Source organism: Brevibacillus humidisoli (genome assembly GCF_020923435.1).
GTDB classification, from domain to species: Bacteria; Bacillota; Bacilli; order Brevibacillales; family Brevibacillaceae; genus Brevibacillus_E; species Brevibacillus_E humidisoli.
This window is the reverse complement of the sequence record NZ_CP087263.1, coordinates 2,187,639-2,203,632: the sequence shown is the minus strand read 5'-3', so window position 1 is coordinate 2,203,632 and position 15,994 is coordinate 2,187,639. Positions and strand designations below refer to the sequence as shown.

At 51.6% G+C, this 15,994-nt stretch carries 18 protein-coding genes; 12 read left to right on the top strand and 6 right to left on the bottom strand.

The window, feature by feature from the left end:
* Positions 1-12 precede the first annotated feature (12 nt).
* A complete protein-coding gene (locus LOK74_RS10955; RefSeq protein WP_230046664.1) occupies positions 13-1,224 on the top strand; it encodes an MDR family MFS transporter in 1,212 nt (403 codons plus the stop codon).
* Between the two features lie 546 nt (positions 1,225-1,770).
* Complete coding sequence (locus tag LOK74_RS10950; protein ID WP_230046663.1) at positions 1,771-1,932, top strand: sporulation histidine kinase inhibitor Sda; 162 nt, start codon at positions 1,771-1,773, stop codon at positions 1,930-1,932.
* A gap of 140 nt (positions 1,933-2,072) precedes the next feature.
* Here the strand turns inward: LOK74_RS10950 and LOK74_RS10945 are convergent, their stop codons facing one another.
* Positions 2,073-2,585, bottom strand: coding sequence for a hypothetical protein (locus tag LOK74_RS10945; RefSeq protein ID WP_230046662.1), 513 nt, complete (start codon positions 2,583-2,585; stop codon positions 2,073-2,075).
* 157 nt (positions 2,586-2,742) lie between these two features.
* Between LOK74_RS10945 and glsA the strand changes: the two genes are divergently transcribed.
* Positions 2,743-3,690 (top strand): glutaminase A, encoded by a 948-nt coding sequence (gene glsA / locus LOK74_RS10940; protein ID WP_230046661.1) that lies wholly within the window; start codon positions 2,743-2,745, stop codon positions 3,688-3,690.
* Positions 3,691-3,831: 141 nt separating this feature from the next.
* Positions 3,832-4,098 (top strand): Fpa/YlaN family protein, encoded by a 267-nt coding sequence (locus LOK74_RS10935; RefSeq protein ID WP_420908783.1) that lies wholly within the window; start codon positions 3,832-3,834, stop codon positions 4,096-4,098.
* Between the two features lie 19 nt (positions 4,099-4,117).
* Here LOK74_RS10935 and cax read toward each other — a convergent pair whose 3' ends face one another.
* Complete coding sequence (cax, locus tag LOK74_RS10930; RefSeq protein ID WP_230046659.1) at positions 4,118-5,164, bottom strand: calcium/proton exchanger; 1,047 nt, start codon at positions 5,162-5,164, stop codon at positions 4,118-4,120.
* Positions 5,165-5,337: 173 nt separating this feature from the next.
* On the opposite strand from cax, the gene LOK74_RS10925 reads away from it, so the two are divergent.
* Positions 5,338-5,592 (top strand): hypothetical protein, encoded by a 255-nt coding sequence (locus tag LOK74_RS10925; protein ID WP_230046658.1) that lies wholly within the window; start codon positions 5,338-5,340, stop codon positions 5,590-5,592.
* 100 nt (positions 5,593-5,692) lie between these two features.
* On the opposite strand, the gene sleB is transcribed toward LOK74_RS10925, so the two are convergent.
* On the bottom strand, positions 5,693-6,460 hold the full coding sequence (gene sleB, locus LOK74_RS10920) for a spore cortex-lytic enzyme (protein ID WP_230046657.1): 768 nt from the start codon (positions 6,458-6,460) through the stop codon (positions 5,693-5,695).
* 141 nt (positions 6,461-6,601) lie between these two features.
* On the opposite strand from sleB, the gene LOK74_RS10915 reads away from it, so the two are divergent.
* Both LOK74_RS10915 and LOK74_RS10910 read left to right on the top strand, forming a co-directional pair.
* Positions 6,602-8,239, top strand: coding sequence for a thiamine pyrophosphate-binding protein (locus LOK74_RS10915; protein WP_230046656.1), 1,638 nt, complete (start codon positions 6,602-6,604; stop codon positions 8,237-8,239).
* A gap of 93 nt (positions 8,240-8,332) precedes the next feature.
* Positions 8,333-8,674, top strand: coding sequence for an Asp23/Gls24 family envelope stress response protein (locus LOK74_RS10910; RefSeq protein WP_230046655.1), 342 nt, complete (start codon positions 8,333-8,335; stop codon positions 8,672-8,674).
* 111 nt (positions 8,675-8,785) lie between these two features.
* Here LOK74_RS10910 and ftsW read toward each other — a convergent pair whose 3' ends face one another.
* Both ftsW and LOK74_RS10900 read right to left on the bottom strand, forming a co-directional pair.
* Complete coding sequence (gene ftsW, locus LOK74_RS10905; protein WP_230046654.1) at positions 8,786-9,952, bottom strand: putative lipid II flippase FtsW; 1,167 nt, start codon at positions 9,950-9,952, stop codon at positions 8,786-8,788.
* 74 nt (positions 9,953-10,026) lie between these two features.
* On the bottom strand, positions 10,027-10,371 hold the full coding sequence (locus LOK74_RS10900) for a YugN family protein (RefSeq protein WP_230046653.1): 345 nt from the start codon (positions 10,369-10,371) through the stop codon (positions 10,027-10,029).
* A 245-nt stretch (positions 10,372-10,616) separates the two neighbouring features.
* Here LOK74_RS10900 and LOK74_RS10895 point away from each other — a divergent pair, with 245 nt between their 5' ends.
* The 3 genes from LOK74_RS10895 to LOK74_RS10885 all read left to right on the top strand — a co-directional run bounded on the left by LOK74_RS10895 (position 10,617) and on the right by LOK74_RS10885 (position 12,926).
* The gene (locus LOK74_RS10895; RefSeq protein ID WP_230046652.1) at positions 10,617-11,057 is read left to right on the top strand and encodes a CBS domain-containing protein; all 441 of its coding nucleotides are present in this window, start codon (positions 10,617-10,619) and stop codon (positions 11,055-11,057) included.
* Between the two features lie 109 nt (positions 11,058-11,166).
* Positions 11,167-12,231, top strand: coding sequence for a MerR family transcriptional regulator (locus LOK74_RS10890; RefSeq protein WP_230046651.1), 1,065 nt, complete (start codon positions 11,167-11,169; stop codon positions 12,229-12,231).
* A 299-nt stretch (positions 12,232-12,530) separates the two neighbouring features.
* Positions 12,531-12,926 (top strand): DUF4399 domain-containing protein, encoded by a 396-nt coding sequence (locus LOK74_RS10885; RefSeq protein ID WP_230046650.1) that lies wholly within the window; start codon positions 12,531-12,533, stop codon positions 12,924-12,926.
* An 85-nt stretch (positions 12,927-13,011) separates the two neighbouring features.
* On the opposite strand, the gene LOK74_RS10880 is transcribed toward LOK74_RS10885, so the two are convergent.
* Positions 13,012-13,431, bottom strand: a complete 420-nt coding sequence (locus LOK74_RS10880) for a protease complex subunit PrcB family protein (RefSeq protein WP_230046649.1) — start codon at positions 13,429-13,431, stop codon at positions 13,012-13,014.
* A 107-nt stretch (positions 13,432-13,538) separates the two neighbouring features.
* Here LOK74_RS10880 and LOK74_RS10875 point away from each other — a divergent pair, with 107 nt between their 5' ends.
* Both LOK74_RS10875 and LOK74_RS10870 read left to right on the top strand, forming a co-directional pair.
* Positions 13,539-15,488: a hypothetical protein gene (locus LOK74_RS10875; RefSeq protein ID WP_230046648.1), complete on the top strand. Its 1,950-nt coding sequence runs from the start codon at positions 13,539-13,541 to the stop codon at positions 15,486-15,488.
* A gap of 43 nt (positions 15,489-15,531) precedes the next feature.
* Positions 15,532-15,993 (top strand): YlbF/YmcA family competence regulator, encoded by a 462-nt coding sequence (locus LOK74_RS10870; RefSeq protein ID WP_230046647.1) that lies wholly within the window; start codon positions 15,532-15,534, stop codon positions 15,991-15,993.
* Position 15,994 lies beyond the last annotated feature (1 nt).

The window sequence follows — 15,994 nt, the reverse complement described above, 5'->3', positions numbered from 1 at the left end:
AGAGGACCATTCATGAAGAGAGAAATATGGAAGCTGACACCTTCGTCTGTCAAGTGGCTGTATGTGCTGTCGTTTTTGATGAATATGGGCTTCTATGCTTTGATTCCCTACCTGACCCTGCATCTGACTGACAGTTTTGCCTGGACAGTGGCGATGGCTGGGCTTGTACTCGCCGTCCGTCAGTTTTCTCAGCAGGGTTTTGCTTTTCTGGGTGGGATCACTGCCGATATATTTGGCTATAAGGGGACGATGCTGCTCGGGCTAATCGTCCGTGGCGCAGGGTTCCTGCTATTCGCCTTCTGTACGGAAACCTGGCAGTTCTTCGCTGCAGCAGTACTATCCGGATTGGGCGGTTCGTTGTTTGAGCCTGCCTGCGCAGCCAGCTACGCCATCTTAACCCCGGAAACGATTCGGAAAGAGGTTTTTGCCTTTCGCAATGTGCTGACCAATATCGGTGTTGTTGGCTCCCAGATCGCTGGCACGATACTGGCTGGTGTTGACTTTTTCTGGTTGTCGATCTTTTCCGGCACGCTGTACTTCGTTGCCACACTGCTGGCGCTGGTGTTTCTGCCGCCGGTTCAGGCACAAAACACTACAGGCAAGTGGAGTGACGGGATTGTACATGTTTTGAGAGACCGACCGTTTCTGCGCTACACGGTCATCCTGATAGGCTTTTACTACTTGAACATGCAAATCTTCCTCGCTGTGCCCCAGTTTACGGAAGATGTCCTGCACAGCAAGGAAGCCGTGGGGATTGTCCTGGCTACCATCTCGATTTCGATCATTTTGCTTCAGATGAAGGTGACGCACTGGTTGGAGGGATATACTCGTCGTTTTACGTTGATCGGGATCGGAGCACTGGTGATGGGTATTGGTTTGTTCTTGCTCTCATTTGCCGATTCATTGTGGTTCATCATGCTGGACGCCTTTATCTTCGCTCTGGGAACGATGATCTCTGTTCCATACCTGGTCGACATGGTACCGCGTTTTGCACCAAAGGAACACATCGGGGCCTACTACGGATTTAACGGCTATTCCCTCGCATTTGGCGGTTCAATCGGCACATTCCTTGGCGGCTGGATGTACGATCTGGGCCGGGAGATAGGGTTTGACTGGCTGCCGTGGATGATCTGTCTCCTGGTTGGCATGGCAGTCGCGTGGAACCTGCATCAGATGGAGGAGAAGGAGAGGAACAGGGTGAATCTACCTGGCCATACGGCATGAAAAAAGGCGAACATTGTCTAGAAATTTTTCCAAAAGATTCAAGTTGGTTGTAACCTTTTAGGCGATTATCCCGTATAATAGAGTAGAGACAGATTTCTTGAAAAAGAAGGAGATGGACAAGAACATGGAGGAGCGTAAAAAACTAAAGCGTATGCTGCTAGTTACAAGCTCTATCGGATTCGTCGTCTTCACCATGGTTGTCATAACAGAGATTGTCCGGTTGTCCGTTCATACGTAATGTCGGGGCAGAGCAGAGACGACAACGAGTTCGTATGATAGGAACGAAGGACATACTAGCTAAAAATCCCCGCAACGGGGATTTTTCTATTTTGAGCAGCATCCCGCATTATATCTTTCGACAATTATCGGGTTGTTGTGGATAAGTGAATGATCATAATCCACATTGACAGAAAAGGGAAAGAGACTTTTGTACACAGATTGTACACACCTTGCTAACACCTTTTACACAGCCCTTGTGGATATCCATGTGGTTGTTCGACCTTGTGTTCCATGCTACAATGCCCATAAAAAAAGGTGGTGACAGACGTGAGATACGTAAGTGATTCGCTTCTGCTGGAAGTATATGAGCGTGCTGTCAGCCTGCAACTTGAACCAGCCTTTATTGAGCTGTTATCCAACGAGATCGAACGGCGCAATCTGCAGCGGCGTCAGGCCAGCACCCATGATCCAGCGACGAGGCCAGCATAAACCGAGATGATTGACGTCAGACCGTGACTTCACTTGTCGCTTCGCCACCCTGCGGGGTGGCGTTTTCGTTTTTTGCCGGTTTGCTGGCCTCAGGCTGGCGGCACGAGGTGAAAGGGCTGCGGCTTTCAAAGAGAGATGAGCTATGCCTCGTCTATCCTCACTTCAAATGAGGTGATGGCGTCAAGCGGCTCTTCGCCGTTTTTCACTTGTTCCGGCAAATACATTAAGACCGGGCCATTGTCACGGATTGGCTTGCCCCCCTTGGCAAACTGCAAAATGGCCCGTCGCGCTTCCTGGAGCGGCAGGGTAACCGGCTGCTTGCCTTCCCGGTGAATCACGACGGTTGTCGCCCCAGGCAGCGGTTCGGCATGATCCAGAAAAGGTGCCAGATTGATGCCATAATCACCTTCCAGCACTTTTCGTTCTGCTGCCAAGCTGCGTTGTTGATGGCTAGGCAGCGGAGCACCTTCCTGCAGCTCCTTATCCCATTGGGCTCCTGCTTCCGATGCGTACCTTTCTTGTTCGTTCTGTGACGATTCTTTTGTGAAATCATAAGAACGGAGGTCAATTTTTCGCTCATCAAAGATCCAAACACTGGGGTCCAAGGTAATGGTGTAGGCAACGGCACCACGGATCACTATCACATCGCTCATCTGCTGGTCCTCCTATCGAGATGGCCTTCTTCTCTATTTGCCTGTATCATTGTATCGCAAACCCCTCTCTCTCAGCAATCAGGCTACCGTTTGACACGTGATTTTTCCTGGACGTAGAATAGAAGAGGTTTACCCTAACTGGAAAAGGAGTGCTCGGATGGAAGGACTTTACTGGAACGAACATCAGATTATTCCTACCCTTCAACAGATAAGAGAGCGGGTCTCTCCGTACGCTGAGAAAGGAGAAGTTGCTGCATACATCCCGGAATTGTCGAAGAGCAGTCCACGCGATTTAGGGGTAAGTGTTACGTTCCTCAATGGGGCCACTTATTCCGTGGGTGATAGTGCGAAACGATTTACGCTGCAAAGCATTTCCAAGCTGTTTTCGCTGTTGATTGCCCTGATGGATCGAGGTCCTGATGAGGTCTTTGCTGTCGTCGGCAAGGAACCTACCGGCGATCCCTTCAACTCGATCGTCAAGCTGGAGACGATGACACCGCACAAACCGCTCAATCCGATGATTAATGCAGGGGCAATTGCGGTCAGCAGTCTGATCAAGGGCAGAGACGTACAGGAGCGTCTTGACAAAGTTCTTGATCTGTTAAAACAGATGTCGGGAAACCACACCCTTGGAGTCAATCAGCATGTGTACAAATCCGAGCGGGCAACAGCGGACCGCAACCGAGCGTTAGCCTACTTCATGAAGGACAGCGGCATCATCGAGGGAGATGTGGAGGAAGTACTCGACCTGTACTTTTTGCACTGTTCGATCGAGGCGACGACTGAGGACGTCTCAGCTATTGCCGTCGTACTCGCCAACAACGGCATCCACCCCCAGACCAAACAGCAGCTGGTGCCGCCAGAGTACGCACGGATCTGCAAGAGTTTCATGGTGACATGCGGAATGTATAACGCCTCTGGTGCGTTTGCCATCGATGCCGGAATACCCGCCAAAAGCGGAGTTGGCGGAGGAATTCTGGCTTCCGTACCAAACAAGATGGGAATTGGCGTTTACGGACCTGCCTTAAACGATAAAGGGAATTCTCTCGCAGGAGTTCTGTTTTTGGAAGAGCTTTCAAAAGAGTGGAATCTAAGCATTTTCTAGACATGGCGAATGTTGGAGCGCAGGGAAAAGCAGGTTCGACACCGATCTCCTCTTTTCAAATGCGAGAGAATCGCGTACTATGTATGGTAAGGATTGAGTCAAACGGAGGGATAGGTTTTGACAGAGGTTAGGATTCCCGACATGGTAAGCAAAGCTCTAGCGCTGCTGCGAGCGGATGCGGAAAAGATTTATAAGTTAATTGACGTTCAGATGGAAAACCTGACCATGCCGCAGTGCCCTCTTTACGAAGAGGTGCTCGACACTCAGATGTTCGGGCTCTCGCGTGAGATTGAATTCGCCGTACGGCTTGGATTAATCGATGACGAAGACGGTCGGGAAATCATGGGCAACCTGGAGCGAAAGTTAGCCCACCTGCACGAACTGTATAACAATACAAGCGAGGGGTAATCCCCCTTGCTTTCCTTTTTCAGGCGAAGAAAAATGCTGTACCGAGAATAATGTAGACGGCTAACAGCAAAACACCTTCGTACCAGTTGGTTGCGCCGTCACGAGAGATGGAAATGGCAATCAAGGTGCTGACACCAATTGCGGTAAGCTCAAAAGGTGTGAACACGATGTTCATGGGCGTAGAACCGAACAGCAAGCTGATCAGCACCAGTGTAGGAGCAACAAACAAGGCGATCTGCAAGCTGGAGCCGACGGCGATTTCTACGGCGGCGCCGATCCGGTTTTTCATCGCCAGGAAGAGTGCCGCGCTATGTTCAGCCGCATTCCCGATAATTGCAATCACAAATGCTCCGACAAACAGCTCTGACCAGCCCAGTTCATGGGAAACCACTTCTATGCTATGTACCAGCCATTCCGAGACGAGTGCCACGAAGAATGTGGCTGTAATCAGCATCACAACGGAGACGCCTTTTGACCAGACAGGTTCACTGTCATGAGGTTCAATATCGGACAGGAACTCTTTGTGCGTGATCATCGAGAATATGAGCCAGAGGATGTAGGCGATGATCAAGATGACTGATATGACGATGCTTAATGTACTGATTTTCCCTTCCGGCAGTCCGCCCATAAAGACGGCAGGGATAAACAGCACAACCATAGCCAAGGTCATCAGGGAGGCGTTGTGACCAGCCAGTCTGCCATTGAAGGTCTGCTCTTTGAACTTGAGTCCCCCCAGCAGCACGCTTAATCCAAGAACAAGCAGCATATTGCCGATAATGGCCCCTGTAATCGAGGCTTTGACCATATCGTAAAATCCTTCTTTCACCAGAAAAAAAGCGATGATCAGTTCGGCCGCATTTCCAAATGTCGCGTTTAAGAAGCCTCCCATGCGATCACCGGCGTAATGGGCAACGCTTTCAGTGGCTTTGCCCAGCCAGGCAGCGAGAAAAATTATCGCTGCAGATGCTGTGATGAACTTAAAGGTTTCGCTCTCTGTGAGGAAATGAGCGGCGGCGGCTAGCGCAAAACTGATTCCGACAAGTGTAAAAAACAATCGCTGGTTCACTTGATTCACCCCAGGTTCTTTTTTCCAGTCCCTTTTCACAATCATTAGTGTAACCAAAGGGACAAAGATTGTCACTATCGTTGCAGAGAAGTCAAAGAATAGCAGTCCTGAGAGGGGAAAGACTAAGCGTGATGACCGGCAATTTTACCTGATCGAGAAAGGAGGCTCAACGGATGGCATCTCCCTATCTCTGTCCCAACTGTAAATCAAACCGTATGCGTTTTAACATCGTAGAACAGGTACCACGCTCCGTCAGACTTGATCCCCAGAACGGAAATGTGGTGGCAGAACTGTCACCCGATCAACTTGATCCGTTTCACCAGCCGTACACGGGTGAATCTTATCTAGTGCAGTGTGGTGTGTGCGGCGTAATGGAGCGTGAAGAGAGTTTTATTAAAATGGCCCAACATGTGCAGTACCAGAGGTAATCAGCGCGGCGACCGGGGAACACCTGGACGCCGCTTTTTTTCCAGCGATCAGCTCAGCTATCGCTGCGAACGGAAAAAGACAGATATCCCCGGATATCTGTCAACGGCAGAAGATATGTTTGCCGATTCGTTTAATCTGAGGCCTGCTCCAGATCCAGTCAGATGTAGCAGTGTTCGGATTAAAGTAATACAGCGCCCCACTTGAAGGATCCCATCCTTTGAGTGCATCCTGCACCGCTTTCTTTGCTTTATTGTTGGGGGTTAGCCAGATTTGGCCATCTGCTACGGCAGTAAAGGCACGTGGTTCAAAAATCACCGCAGCTGGCGTATCCGGGAAGTTTGCATTTTGCACACGGTTCAAAATCACTGCCGCGATCGCCACTTGCCCGATGTACGGCTCTCCCCGTGCTTCTCCGTAGACGGCATTAGCCATTAGCTTCAGATCGTTGGCTGAGTAGCCGGATGAATGTACGACTCTGGTTGGCTGCTCACGCGCTGGTGCGGGCTGCGGTGCACGCCGTGTCGGTACACCTAGTTCCTCTGCGGTCGGGCGATAGTGTTTGGTGGCATTGTACAGTTTCAGTTTCGACTTGGGACCGAGGATGCCATCCACTTTCAAACCAAACTCGTACTGAAAGTTTCGCAGTGCCCAGTAGCTTCGCCAGCCAAACTTCCCGTCCACTTTGCCCGTGTAGAATCCCAGCAGTTTGAGCCTGCCTTGCATTTCCCGCACATCCTTGCCGGTCATCCCTACCTCGACAATCCGCTTGCTAAAGGCATCGGCTGCGTCTTGCAGCGTTGCCGTGAATGCGACGGCGGAGATCAGAACTGCGATTAACAATGCGTGCAGAGGTTTGATTCTCTTCATCGCTTGGGCCTCCCTTATCAGCTGTCTCGCCTAGTTTGTCCGATATGACAATCTTTTACGTAGACGTGAGGGAGTAAAATGTTGGAGAAAAGGAGCAAACTATCCTCGGGTTTTATCTCACGTACAGAGAGGAAGGGACAGATGGAGACGGTCAGTGTGGCACAGTATCTCAACAAGCAGCTTGTCAGGTGGGGGGTGAAGCGGATTTACGGCGTTGCGGGAGATGCGATTCTGCCGTGGATGGAGCAGTTGGGTCAGCAGCAAGACATCCAGTATGTGCACTGTCGGCACGAATCGGCTGCAGCGATGATGGCATCTGCGGAAGCAAAGCTTACGGGCCAACCAACGGTCTGTATCGCTACCAGTGGTCCCGGTACGGTAAACCTGTTGAACGGGCTGGCAGACGCCCAAATGGATCGGGTGCCGGTGGTCGCGATCACCGGTCAGGTGGAGTCTCACAAACTGGGAGGAGAATACAAACAGTACATTCAACAGCAAGAGCTGCTGGCTCCGCTCTGTGTATACACGACACTAGTAGCGAATCCCGATGCGATTAGCACGGTGCTGCACAAGGCGTTTGTCACCTCACGACAGAGAAGAGGAGTAAGCCATCTTTCGATTTGCAAGGACGTCTTCTCCAAGTCCACTAGCAGCCCATTGGTTGACCATTTGCCTCGTTCAGCCTGGCAGCTCCGGATGGACCGCATGGAGGTGGAGCAGGGACTGGAGTGGATCATGAGAGCTGAGCGACCCGTGCTGTTGGTCGGTTGGGGGGGCCGTCGCATGGCTCCTTATATCACACAGCTGGCTGAACGTACCGGGGCGGCGATCATCCTTTCCTTGGGAGCAAAAGGTGTGGTCCCAGATTCCCATCCACATGTGATCGGAGGGCTTGGCACAGGGGGCAGTGAAGCTGCTCTTCAAGCCCTGGCTGAGGCGGATCTCATGATCACATTGGGAGCCACATGGTTTCCACGTGCCTATATTCCGTCCGATATTTCGATCGTACAGGTTGACCAACAGCCGGACGCGTTTCACGCCCATCCCCGACTGCTGCCCGTTCTGGCCAATCTGGAAGATGTGCTGCCAGGTTGGCTCAAACGGCTGGAGGAACAACCTCTGAGAAACCATGAGTGGCAGCACCGTGTTGAAGAGCTGCACCAATCTTTTTGGCAGGAGACAGAGCTGGCGGAGCAGGAGGAGACGGCACCTGTCAGGCCGGAAATGCTGATTCGAAGCCTGCAGCAGACCGTGAATGATGACGCTGTGATCGCACTAGATACAGGTGAGCATACGATCTGGTTTAACCGGATGTATCGTGCAGCGCGTCAACTTCCGCTGTTCTCCGGCAAATGGAGGACGATGGGATTCGCTCTGCCGGCGGGGATTGCGGCCAAGCTGACTGTGCCGGAACGTCAGGTGGTCGTTCTTGTCGGGGACGGAGGACTGATGATGACGCCGGGGGAATTGATGACGCTAGCCGAACACCAACTAGACGTAACCGTGATTGTAGCCAACAATCGCTCTCTTGGCTTGGAAGAGGCGAAAATGACCTGGGAAGGGATGACTCCGTTTGGTACCCGGATGAAGAACCCTGCGTTCCATCTTCTCGCTGAATCATGCGGCATAACAGCTTTTCACGTCAAACAGGCAGGCGAATTGCCAGAGACCCTGCGCCAGGCCATCGGGATCAAGGGACCGACACTGGTTGACGTAAACTGTACCGATCCCACTTTGAATGAGCGTAAATCGTTTTTCCATCTTCAAACCCAAGCATAATCCCGCTATAATGAGATAAAAGTCAGAAAGTTTTCGAGCGGTCTGATTAAGAGAGATGCGCCTTTGCGAACGAGCCTCGAGGAGGTGGGGTTGATGGAGGATGGCAGCAGGGGAAAAGTGCGGATTTCCGACCATGTGATCGCCGTGATAGCGGGCTCTGCCGCTCTGGAAAACAGCGAATTGATTTCGATGACGGGAGGGCTTTACGAGGATTTCAGCAAGCGTATCAGCGGACAGCGCGCCGCCAAAGGGGTAATGGTAAAGGTTGTCGAAGATGAGGTGACGATCGACTTGCGAATCAATGTCTCGTACGGCCAAAAGATTGACGATGTCTGTAAGCAGCTTCAGTTGAAAGTGAAAGATATGGTGGAGCGGATGACCGGACTTTTGGTCAAAGAGGTGAACATTCGTGTTGAAGGGATCAAGCCGGCATGACGCGACGGCAGTACGTACGCAAGTCACAGACCTTCTTAATGGGAGGTCTCTTTTTTTGTGAAAAGGGCTATCCTCTGTGAGATAGCCCGTACACGTTGGAACAGATGCCCATTAGGTTTTTTTTGCCTGCAGCAGTTCCATCGTCTTCTGGCGGTTTACTTCCCGCGAGACACTGAGCAGAATGCCTGTACCGATCATGCAGACCAACAGGGATGAACCGCCGTAGCTGATAAACGGCAGCGGGACACCGGTGATCGGGATGCTTCCCGTGGCCCCACCGATGTTAACCAAGGCTTGCAGTCCGATCATCGTGACGATACCGATACCGGTCAGGCTGGCGAAGGTGTCTTTCGACTTCAGGCAGATAAAGAGACCCCGCAGTAAAAATGAGAGATAGATGAGCAGGAAAAGCGTGGTTCCGATAAACCCAAGCTCTTCTCCGATCACTGCAAAGATAAAATCGGTATGAGCCTCCGGGAGATAGAGATACTTTTGAATCCCTTGGCCAAAGCCGGTTCCCGAGATGCCGCCACGGGCCAGTGCATAGTAGGACTGCGACAGCTGCCACCCAGTGCCTAGACGTGAACTCCAGGGATCGAGAAAAGATTGAATCCGTGTCAAAGCGTGCGGATTCAGTGTGAGGTAACTCAGAAAGAATAAGGTGAACGGAGGCATCGTCAGTAGGAACAGATGCTTGAGATTGGCACCACCGCAAATCATCATCACACCAGCTGTACCAAGCAGGATTGCCGCTGTACCCAGATCGGGCTGCTGGGCGATCAGCAAGAAAAACGCGCCGGTCATCACTAGTGGCGGAATCAATCCCGTTTTGAACTGGCGGAATCGTTCGCCTTTTTTGGCAATAATCGCTGCCAGATAGATAATCAACCCCAGTTTGGCGAATTCGGACGTTTGCAGACTGGCCGGGCCTAGTTTCAACCAGGAACGGGCCCCGTTTGCCTCCGTATCCAGCCATGGTAGCAGCACGACCACCAATAAGGCGAAACTGATCAAACTGATCAACAAGAAATTTTTCTTGTAAAAGGAAAACGGAATGTTCATGGCGACTAGCATGGCCACAATGCCAAGTCCTACCCAGGTGATTTGCTTTTTCACAAAGTAGAGTTCATCACCGCCGCAGTATTGACAGCCGTGCATTGTGAACTGACCGGCATAGGCAAAGATGGAACTGGAACTGATGACCATCGTGATGCCGAAGCCGATCAGCAGCGCCGTCAAAAACAGCAGCAAAAAGTCAGGCACGCCCCGCGTTTTCATCGCAGAGATTCCCCCTTGACGTGAAACAGAGAGGCGTGATTCCTCTCTGTTTGACTCGTCGTGCTATGGTCTGATTAATGCGCAGAAAGTTTTTGCTTAAGCCTGCTAAGTGCTTGTTTGGCTGCTGTCATCACTTTGTCCGGAACAGGAGCTTCGTAGTCCAAGCCGTGCGGGAACAAGTGCTTGCCGATATACGGCTCTCCCAGTTTCAGCAGGGTATCCGGATCTTCCAGTGCACCTTCGGTTGCATCTGCTTGTACCCGTACGAAATAAACATCTTCTTTTTCTTCGATCTTAAAATCGTATGTAGCATGTTGATAATCCCATGCCCAGCGAACAAAACCAAGTTCTTTCATCATGTGGTCCAGTTCCGCGAGGTGAATCTCCGCATTGGCGATTCCCGTATCTGCAATTACCATCCGTCTTCCTCCTTTAACCAAAACCAGTCAATATTCCTCTTCTCTTCAGAGACTTCCTGCAAAATGCTGCAGGAAGCGGAGCTTGACTATCCTTTCTTATGATAGTAGGTTTTTCAGATTCACGCAATGAAAAAACGCCAAATGTTAGGAAGCCGTCACCGTTTTTTCAAACGGTTTTCCATCTTGCATGAAACAGGCGGTTGCTGCACAGACTACAATTGTTCACTAGGAAGGAGGAGACACGTATGACCAAAATGGAAAACCGTATGCTGAAAGAGATTATGACCAAAAACGTCGCGACCGTCACCATGCAGGATAACGTATTTGAAGTAGCCGTCAAAATGCGTGATCTGGACGTCGGTGTCATTCCAGTGGTCGATGAAAAGAACGACGTGATCGGCATCATTACCGACCGTGATATCGTCATTCGTGGTATTGCGGAAAAACGGGAAGGTTCAGCTCAAGTGAGCCAGGTCATGACCCGCGATATTGTGCTAGGTCGTCCGGATATGACGGTTGACGAAGCGGCCAAAATCATGGCCAATCACCAGATTCGCCGTCTCCCGGTAGTGGAAAACGGGAAGCTGGTCGGCATCGTCGCGTTGGCTGACATGGCGGTACGTCACTTGCACCACGACGAAGCAAGCGAAGCTCTCTATCAGATCTCCGAACCAAATCGCTCATAATCCAGGTAATCAGCAAAAGAAACGGTACCCGCCGTTTCTTTTTTTGCTTTACCTTTCCGTTGCGTCAAGGTTTACAATGGGGTCATCAGCAGATCGGAAGAGGTGGAAGATGAAGATCAAGGAATTGGCGGAATATCTGCAGACAACGCCACGAGCCATTCGCTTTTATGAAGAAAAAGGACTGCTGGCTCCTTACAAGGATCCCGAATCCGGTTATCGCTGCTTCACCGAAGAGGATGCGTGGCGGCTGCAGACGATTATCGCCCTGCGGGAGGTTGGGGTGCCCATCGAGGCGATTCGCCAACTGCTGGCACATATGGAGCAAGGAAGCGAGGAGGTGCGTCCCTATCTGGAACTGCAGCTTGCTTGCATGTACGATCGCTGGCTGGAACTGAAAGCAGCCATTCAGACGACGGAGCGGATGATCGAGCGGCTCAATCAGGAGCAGATGCTTGATCCATGCTCGCTTTACGAGCTGGCTGATGCCAACAAGCGGCTGCGGCAGACCCGGCAGGAGTGGAGTGATCGCTGGAACTTCGACCTGCAGGCTGACCAATACGATGAGTTGGTGACACGGAAGAAAAAGGGGTTTAATCCACATGACGGCTACACGCAGGTATTGAATCGAGTCGTTTCACTGCTTCAGCCGCAGGCGCACGAGACTGGCTTGGATGCGGGTACGGGAACGGGCAATCTGGCAAAGATGCTGATCGGCCGGTGTCAAAAGGTTTGTGCCTTGGACCAATCGATGGAGATGTTGAAGAAATGCAAACAAAAAAATCCCTCAGCAGAGACAAAGCTGGGCAATTTTCTGGCTATTCCTTATCTTGACCATTCTTTTGACTTTGTGGCGACCAGCTATGCGCTGCACCACTTGACCGATGAGCAGAAACGGCTCGCACTGGCTGAGTTTGCCCGCGTGTTAAAGCCGAATGGCAGATTGGTGATTGCCGATTTGATGTTTCATGATCAGGCGGATCGCGAGAGGCATCTGCTCCGTCTGCGTCAGGCTGGTCGGGAAGTGGAAGCGAACAGCATAGAAGATGAGTATTATGCAGATCGTTCTCTGTTGATCTCGGAACTGGACCGATTGGGATTTGATGTAGAAGCGGAACAGCTAAACACCTACTTGCATGTAATCAGCGCTCGCCGCAGGACAGACAATAGCGGATGACTTCACTGTTCTTTCCGTTTTGGGCTTGTCAACCAATGACATTTACCCATCTCGCTGCATAGGTTGTAGCGAAACGGAAAGGAGGATCCATATGGGTTTTTTGGATTTTCGCGATAACGAGGAGATCATCTGGGTTGTCGTCGTGATCGTCGTCCTTTTTCTGCTGTTCAGTGATCGGGATTAGAATGGAGACGACTGCCGGGAGCCTGTAACGGATAGAAGCCAGAAGCCGGTTATTTTTTGTTCATCTGGGGAACCCTGTATGCTGAAACATACCTTTCAAAGGGGGAAGACTGCAGATGAGCAAAAAGTGGCTCCGCAGCCTGCTGGTTCTTCTGACAATCGCGGTCGGAGTAGAAGTGACGCTCTATACCATGGAGTCGGTGCAAACGACGGAAGAAGCCCAGCCGAAGCCTAGGTTACAGGTGAAGCATGAAGTGAAAGGAAAGGATTTGCACCTGCAACTGTCAGTTTCTCGTTTCACGTTTTCACTGGAAAACATGGGCAAAGAAAACAAACAGGGAGAAGGACATGCCCATCTCTATGTAGACGGTAAAAAAGCAGCAAAGATTTTTGACCCACATTATGTGTACCGCAACCTGCCGCCCGGACGTCATGAGATCGTTGTGGAACTGGCCCATAACAATCATGAATCGTACGGTGTGAAGCAGTCATTTGCGATTGAAGTCAACTAAGTATGTTTTATCAGGTGAGCCAACATGGTTTGCTGAGCGGACACGAAAAAAAGCAGAGGTGGATTCCTCTGCTTTTTGCCTGTGGTCAACGCTCTACGAAAACGACATCAATCGCCTCGTCATGGGCTGGAAGGGAGATGACAAGTGACGGATAGGTTATCGCCTGTGTAGTCAGGGCCGAAGGAGCCGGTTTTTTTTCTACTACATAGACGATGATTTTACCGTTTTTGTTTTCAATACGGTCGATCTGCAGACTGTACCCGCCGGTTGGACGTTGGCCGGCACCGATGACCACGTAACGGGTCTCATTTTGGTCAATCACATCGTAGCCGCCTTCTTTGCGAATCGCTTGCCATGCCTCTTCCACTTGTTTAGGATAGGGAGGTGAGGCGATCTCGTGGGCAGCGGCTGGTTGTGGATGATCAGACGGATGACTTGTCATCTCAGGCATTCCTCCTGTTAGGAAGATCGTCAGTGAGAGCCACAGTGTGATAAGTCCTTTCATGGTTTCCCACCTCTACTTTCGCGTGAGTTTGATCGTTGAAGACAGTGCAAGATGGCGATTAGAGCAATAGGTTGAAATGGTAGCGGACAGAGTGAGGTGATACAGCAATGCTGCTAGAAGACGGGTTCCGGATGTTATCGGAAGCCACGAAACAGGCAATCGCAGAAGAACAAAACCGTCGGCTGGGCGAAATCTTGCCGACACTAGTAGGGTCTCGTCTGGTCGATCGGCAGGTGGTCCAGAGGCTATGGGAGAGCTGCACGGAGATCGAGCGGGAAGCAGCACGCTGCTTTCTCCTTGAAGCGGTTCAAGGATTTTTCACCAAAAAACAATGGGATCTATTAACGGCGAAGAGACATGCTCATCTGTCACTCGGGCTTACCGGGCTCCGCCGGATTGGCTTTGTCCTGACGGTGCGGAAGCTGTGGAGTGACATCGGCTTCCTCATGCCTCGTGAAGTTCGTGAAATATTGTTGCTGATGTTGCTGGATGAAGCGGAAGCGAGTGTTCCACTGGCCAGCCATGAAATGCTATCCTATTATACTACAAGCGGGCGAGGAATTCACCTGGATTTATTTTCATTCCTTCTTTTCGTCCGCGACCAAGATGTTCCCGTTACACGACGGCAGACAATCCACCGGCGGGTGCTGCAAAAGCTGCAGCCCCTCCTTTCCTGTGACGATCGGCATGTCGGAAGCTGGTTCGAGCGGCTGTTTTCGCCTGACTTGCAAAAGGTTTACCGTGCCGCAGAAGGAGTTATTCTCGATTTGGCACTTCGACTCGGCTTGGTCAGAATGGACGGGAGGCGACTGGTTCTGGTTGAGCAGGCGGCAGTTGACTGGCTTGCCCAATCGCAGGAGCAGCGCAGACGTGAATTGCTGTCACTGGTGATGAACTACTATCTACCGGGAGAGACATGGTTGGAAGCGGCTGCATTACACGTAGTCAACAGCGAGGAGGGGCGTTGGCATTCTCTAACCGCCCTGCTGGACCGCTTGGAAAGGGCAGGATTTTCCCTGCCGGCAGATGCCGTGGAGCGGGTTCGGGGTGAATGGCTCCATCCCTTGCTTGGATTTGATTGGATTCAACTGGGGCTAGACGGCGATGGTGAACTATGGTGGCGTCTGCCTATCCGTTGCGGCAGTGATTCGGATGATCCGGTAGAACCGACGTGGTATGTAGAGGCGACCGGGGATGTGATCGTACCGCCACTGATTCCCCTTGATCAATTATGGGCCGTAAGTCAGTTTGGGATGCTCCATTTCGAGGGAGATTTGATCCGCTGCACACTGTTGCCTGAGAAGGTACAGGCATTTGTCTTGAGCGGTGGAGAGCAGCAACAAATCGAAGCCTTGCTTGCATCTCGATGTCCCTATCCACTGCCCCCGGGCGTGTGTGCGATGATGGAGAGATGGATCAAGCAGGCTAAGCAGATTCGGGTTGAAGCATGGGCCAGGGTCAGCACCGCTGACGCACGGATTCTGGAGGAACTGCGAGAGATTCCGCTCATTAGGCCGTTTATCTGGGAGATTATCTCAGAGACTGATTTTCTTGTTCCTCTATCCCAACAGGCAGACCTGCTGGAAGCACTTCGGCAATGTGGGTATGTGCCGCAGGGGGATGGGTTGCTCTGGAGCGATCCGCAACTTGCCGGTTCTCCCACCGCACAGGCGGCAGTACCTGAGACAAAGGAGAATGCGGGACTGTTTGTTGGTTCTTCCCCCTGGCAGACGTATCAGGTAGAAAATGTCTATCCTGATCGTTTGGAAGGCATTCCACAGCTCGCTGCACTGCCGCAGATGTGGACCAAGCACTTCCAATCTTACCATCCTCAGACGATGCGCGATCTGTTCAAACGGGCAAAGGAACTGCAGTTGACGGTACGTGTCGAGACCGTCGAAGGAGCGGAGTGGGAAGGGGTGCCCCAAAAAGTAGAGGTTGAAATGGGCTACTGGTCGATTACAATGGAGGTAGAGCGGAAAAGAGAAAAAGTAAGGCTGGATGACATCAGACGTGTCCGGCTGATTCTCCCTGATTATGTGGGGGACCGTAGCTAACGGTGCATCTGCACCGCATTCTGAAACCAAGGGGGGCATGCCGATGTTGGATACCGTTGATACATTGGACATGACTTTGCTGATAGACGAGGCCTACTCGCTGGCCCAGATGATAAACGATTCGCAGGAAGTGGCCGATTACCTTTTGGCCAAACAGCAGATGGAGCAGGATTCGGAGGCACAGCGACTGCGCAGGCTGTTTGAACAAAAGAAAGAACTGTATGAAGAGGTTCAGCGGTTTGGCAAGTACCATCCCGACTTTACCCGCGTCTCAACCGAAGTGCGCGAAACCAAACGAGCCTTGGAAATGCTCGATTCGGTACAGGCATTCAAACGGGCTGAAAATCGGTTGGACGACTTGCTGTACGAAGTGAGTCGGACGATTGCCGATGCCGTTTCTCCGACGATCAAGGTTCCGAGCAACAACCCGTTCCTGGAGGCCAAGAGCGGCGGCTGCGGATCAGGCGGAAGCTGCGGCTGCGGCTCCAAGAAGAAACACGGTTAAA

What these genes read in the sequence shown, in the direction of transcription:
- LOK74_RS10955 (WP_230046664.1), top strand. Translation starts at nt 13, where the DNA reads ATGAAGAGAGAAATATGGAAGCTGACACCTTCGTCTGTCAAGTGGCTG.
- LOK74_RS10945 (WP_230046662.1), bottom strand. Translation starts at nt 2,585, where the DNA reads ATGAGCGATGTGATAGTGATCCGTGGTGCCGTTGCCTACACCATTACC.
- glsA (WP_230046661.1), top strand. Translation starts at nt 2,743, where the DNA reads ATGGAAGGACTTTACTGGAACGAACATCAGATTATTCCTACCCTTCAA.
- LOK74_RS10935 (WP_420908783.1), top strand. Translation starts at nt 3,832, where the DNA reads ATGGTAAGCAAAGCTCTAGCGCTGCTGCGAGCGGATGCGGAAAAGATT.
- LOK74_RS10925 (WP_230046658.1), top strand. Translation starts at nt 5,338, where the DNA reads ATGGCATCTCCCTATCTCTGTCCCAACTGTAAATCAAACCGTATGCGT.
- sleB (WP_230046657.1), bottom strand. Translation starts at nt 6,460, where the DNA reads ATGAAGAGAATCAAACCTCTGCACGCATTGTTAATCGCAGTTCTGATC.
- LOK74_RS10915 (WP_230046656.1), top strand. Translation starts at nt 6,602, where the DNA reads ATGGAGACGGTCAGTGTGGCACAGTATCTCAACAAGCAGCTTGTCAGG.
- LOK74_RS10910 (WP_230046655.1), top strand. Translation starts at nt 8,333, where the DNA reads ATGGAGGATGGCAGCAGGGGAAAAGTGCGGATTTCCGACCATGTGATC.
- ftsW (WP_230046654.1), bottom strand. Translation starts at nt 9,952, where the DNA reads ATGAAAACGCGGGGCGTGCCTGACTTTTTGCTGCTGTTTTTGACGGCG.
- LOK74_RS10900 (WP_230046653.1), bottom strand. Translation starts at nt 10,371, where the DNA reads ATGGTAATTGCAGATACGGGAATCGCCAATGCGGAGATTCACCTCGCG.
- LOK74_RS10895 (WP_230046652.1), top strand. Translation starts at nt 10,617, where the DNA reads ATGACCAAAATGGAAAACCGTATGCTGAAAGAGATTATGACCAAAAAC.
- LOK74_RS10890 (WP_230046651.1), top strand. Translation starts at nt 11,167, where the DNA reads ATGAAGATCAAGGAATTGGCGGAATATCTGCAGACAACGCCACGAGCC.
- LOK74_RS10885 (WP_230046650.1), top strand. Translation starts at nt 12,531, where the DNA reads ATGAGCAAAAAGTGGCTCCGCAGCCTGCTGGTTCTTCTGACAATCGCG.
- LOK74_RS10880 (WP_230046649.1), bottom strand. Translation starts at nt 13,431, where the DNA reads ATGAAAGGACTTATCACACTGTGGCTCTCACTGACGATCTTCCTAACA.
- LOK74_RS10875 (WP_230046648.1), top strand. Translation starts at nt 13,539, where the DNA reads ATGCTGCTAGAAGACGGGTTCCGGATGTTATCGGAAGCCACGAAACAG.
- LOK74_RS10870 (WP_230046647.1), top strand. Translation starts at nt 15,532, where the DNA reads ATGTTGGATACCGTTGATACATTGGACATGACTTTGCTGATAGACGAG.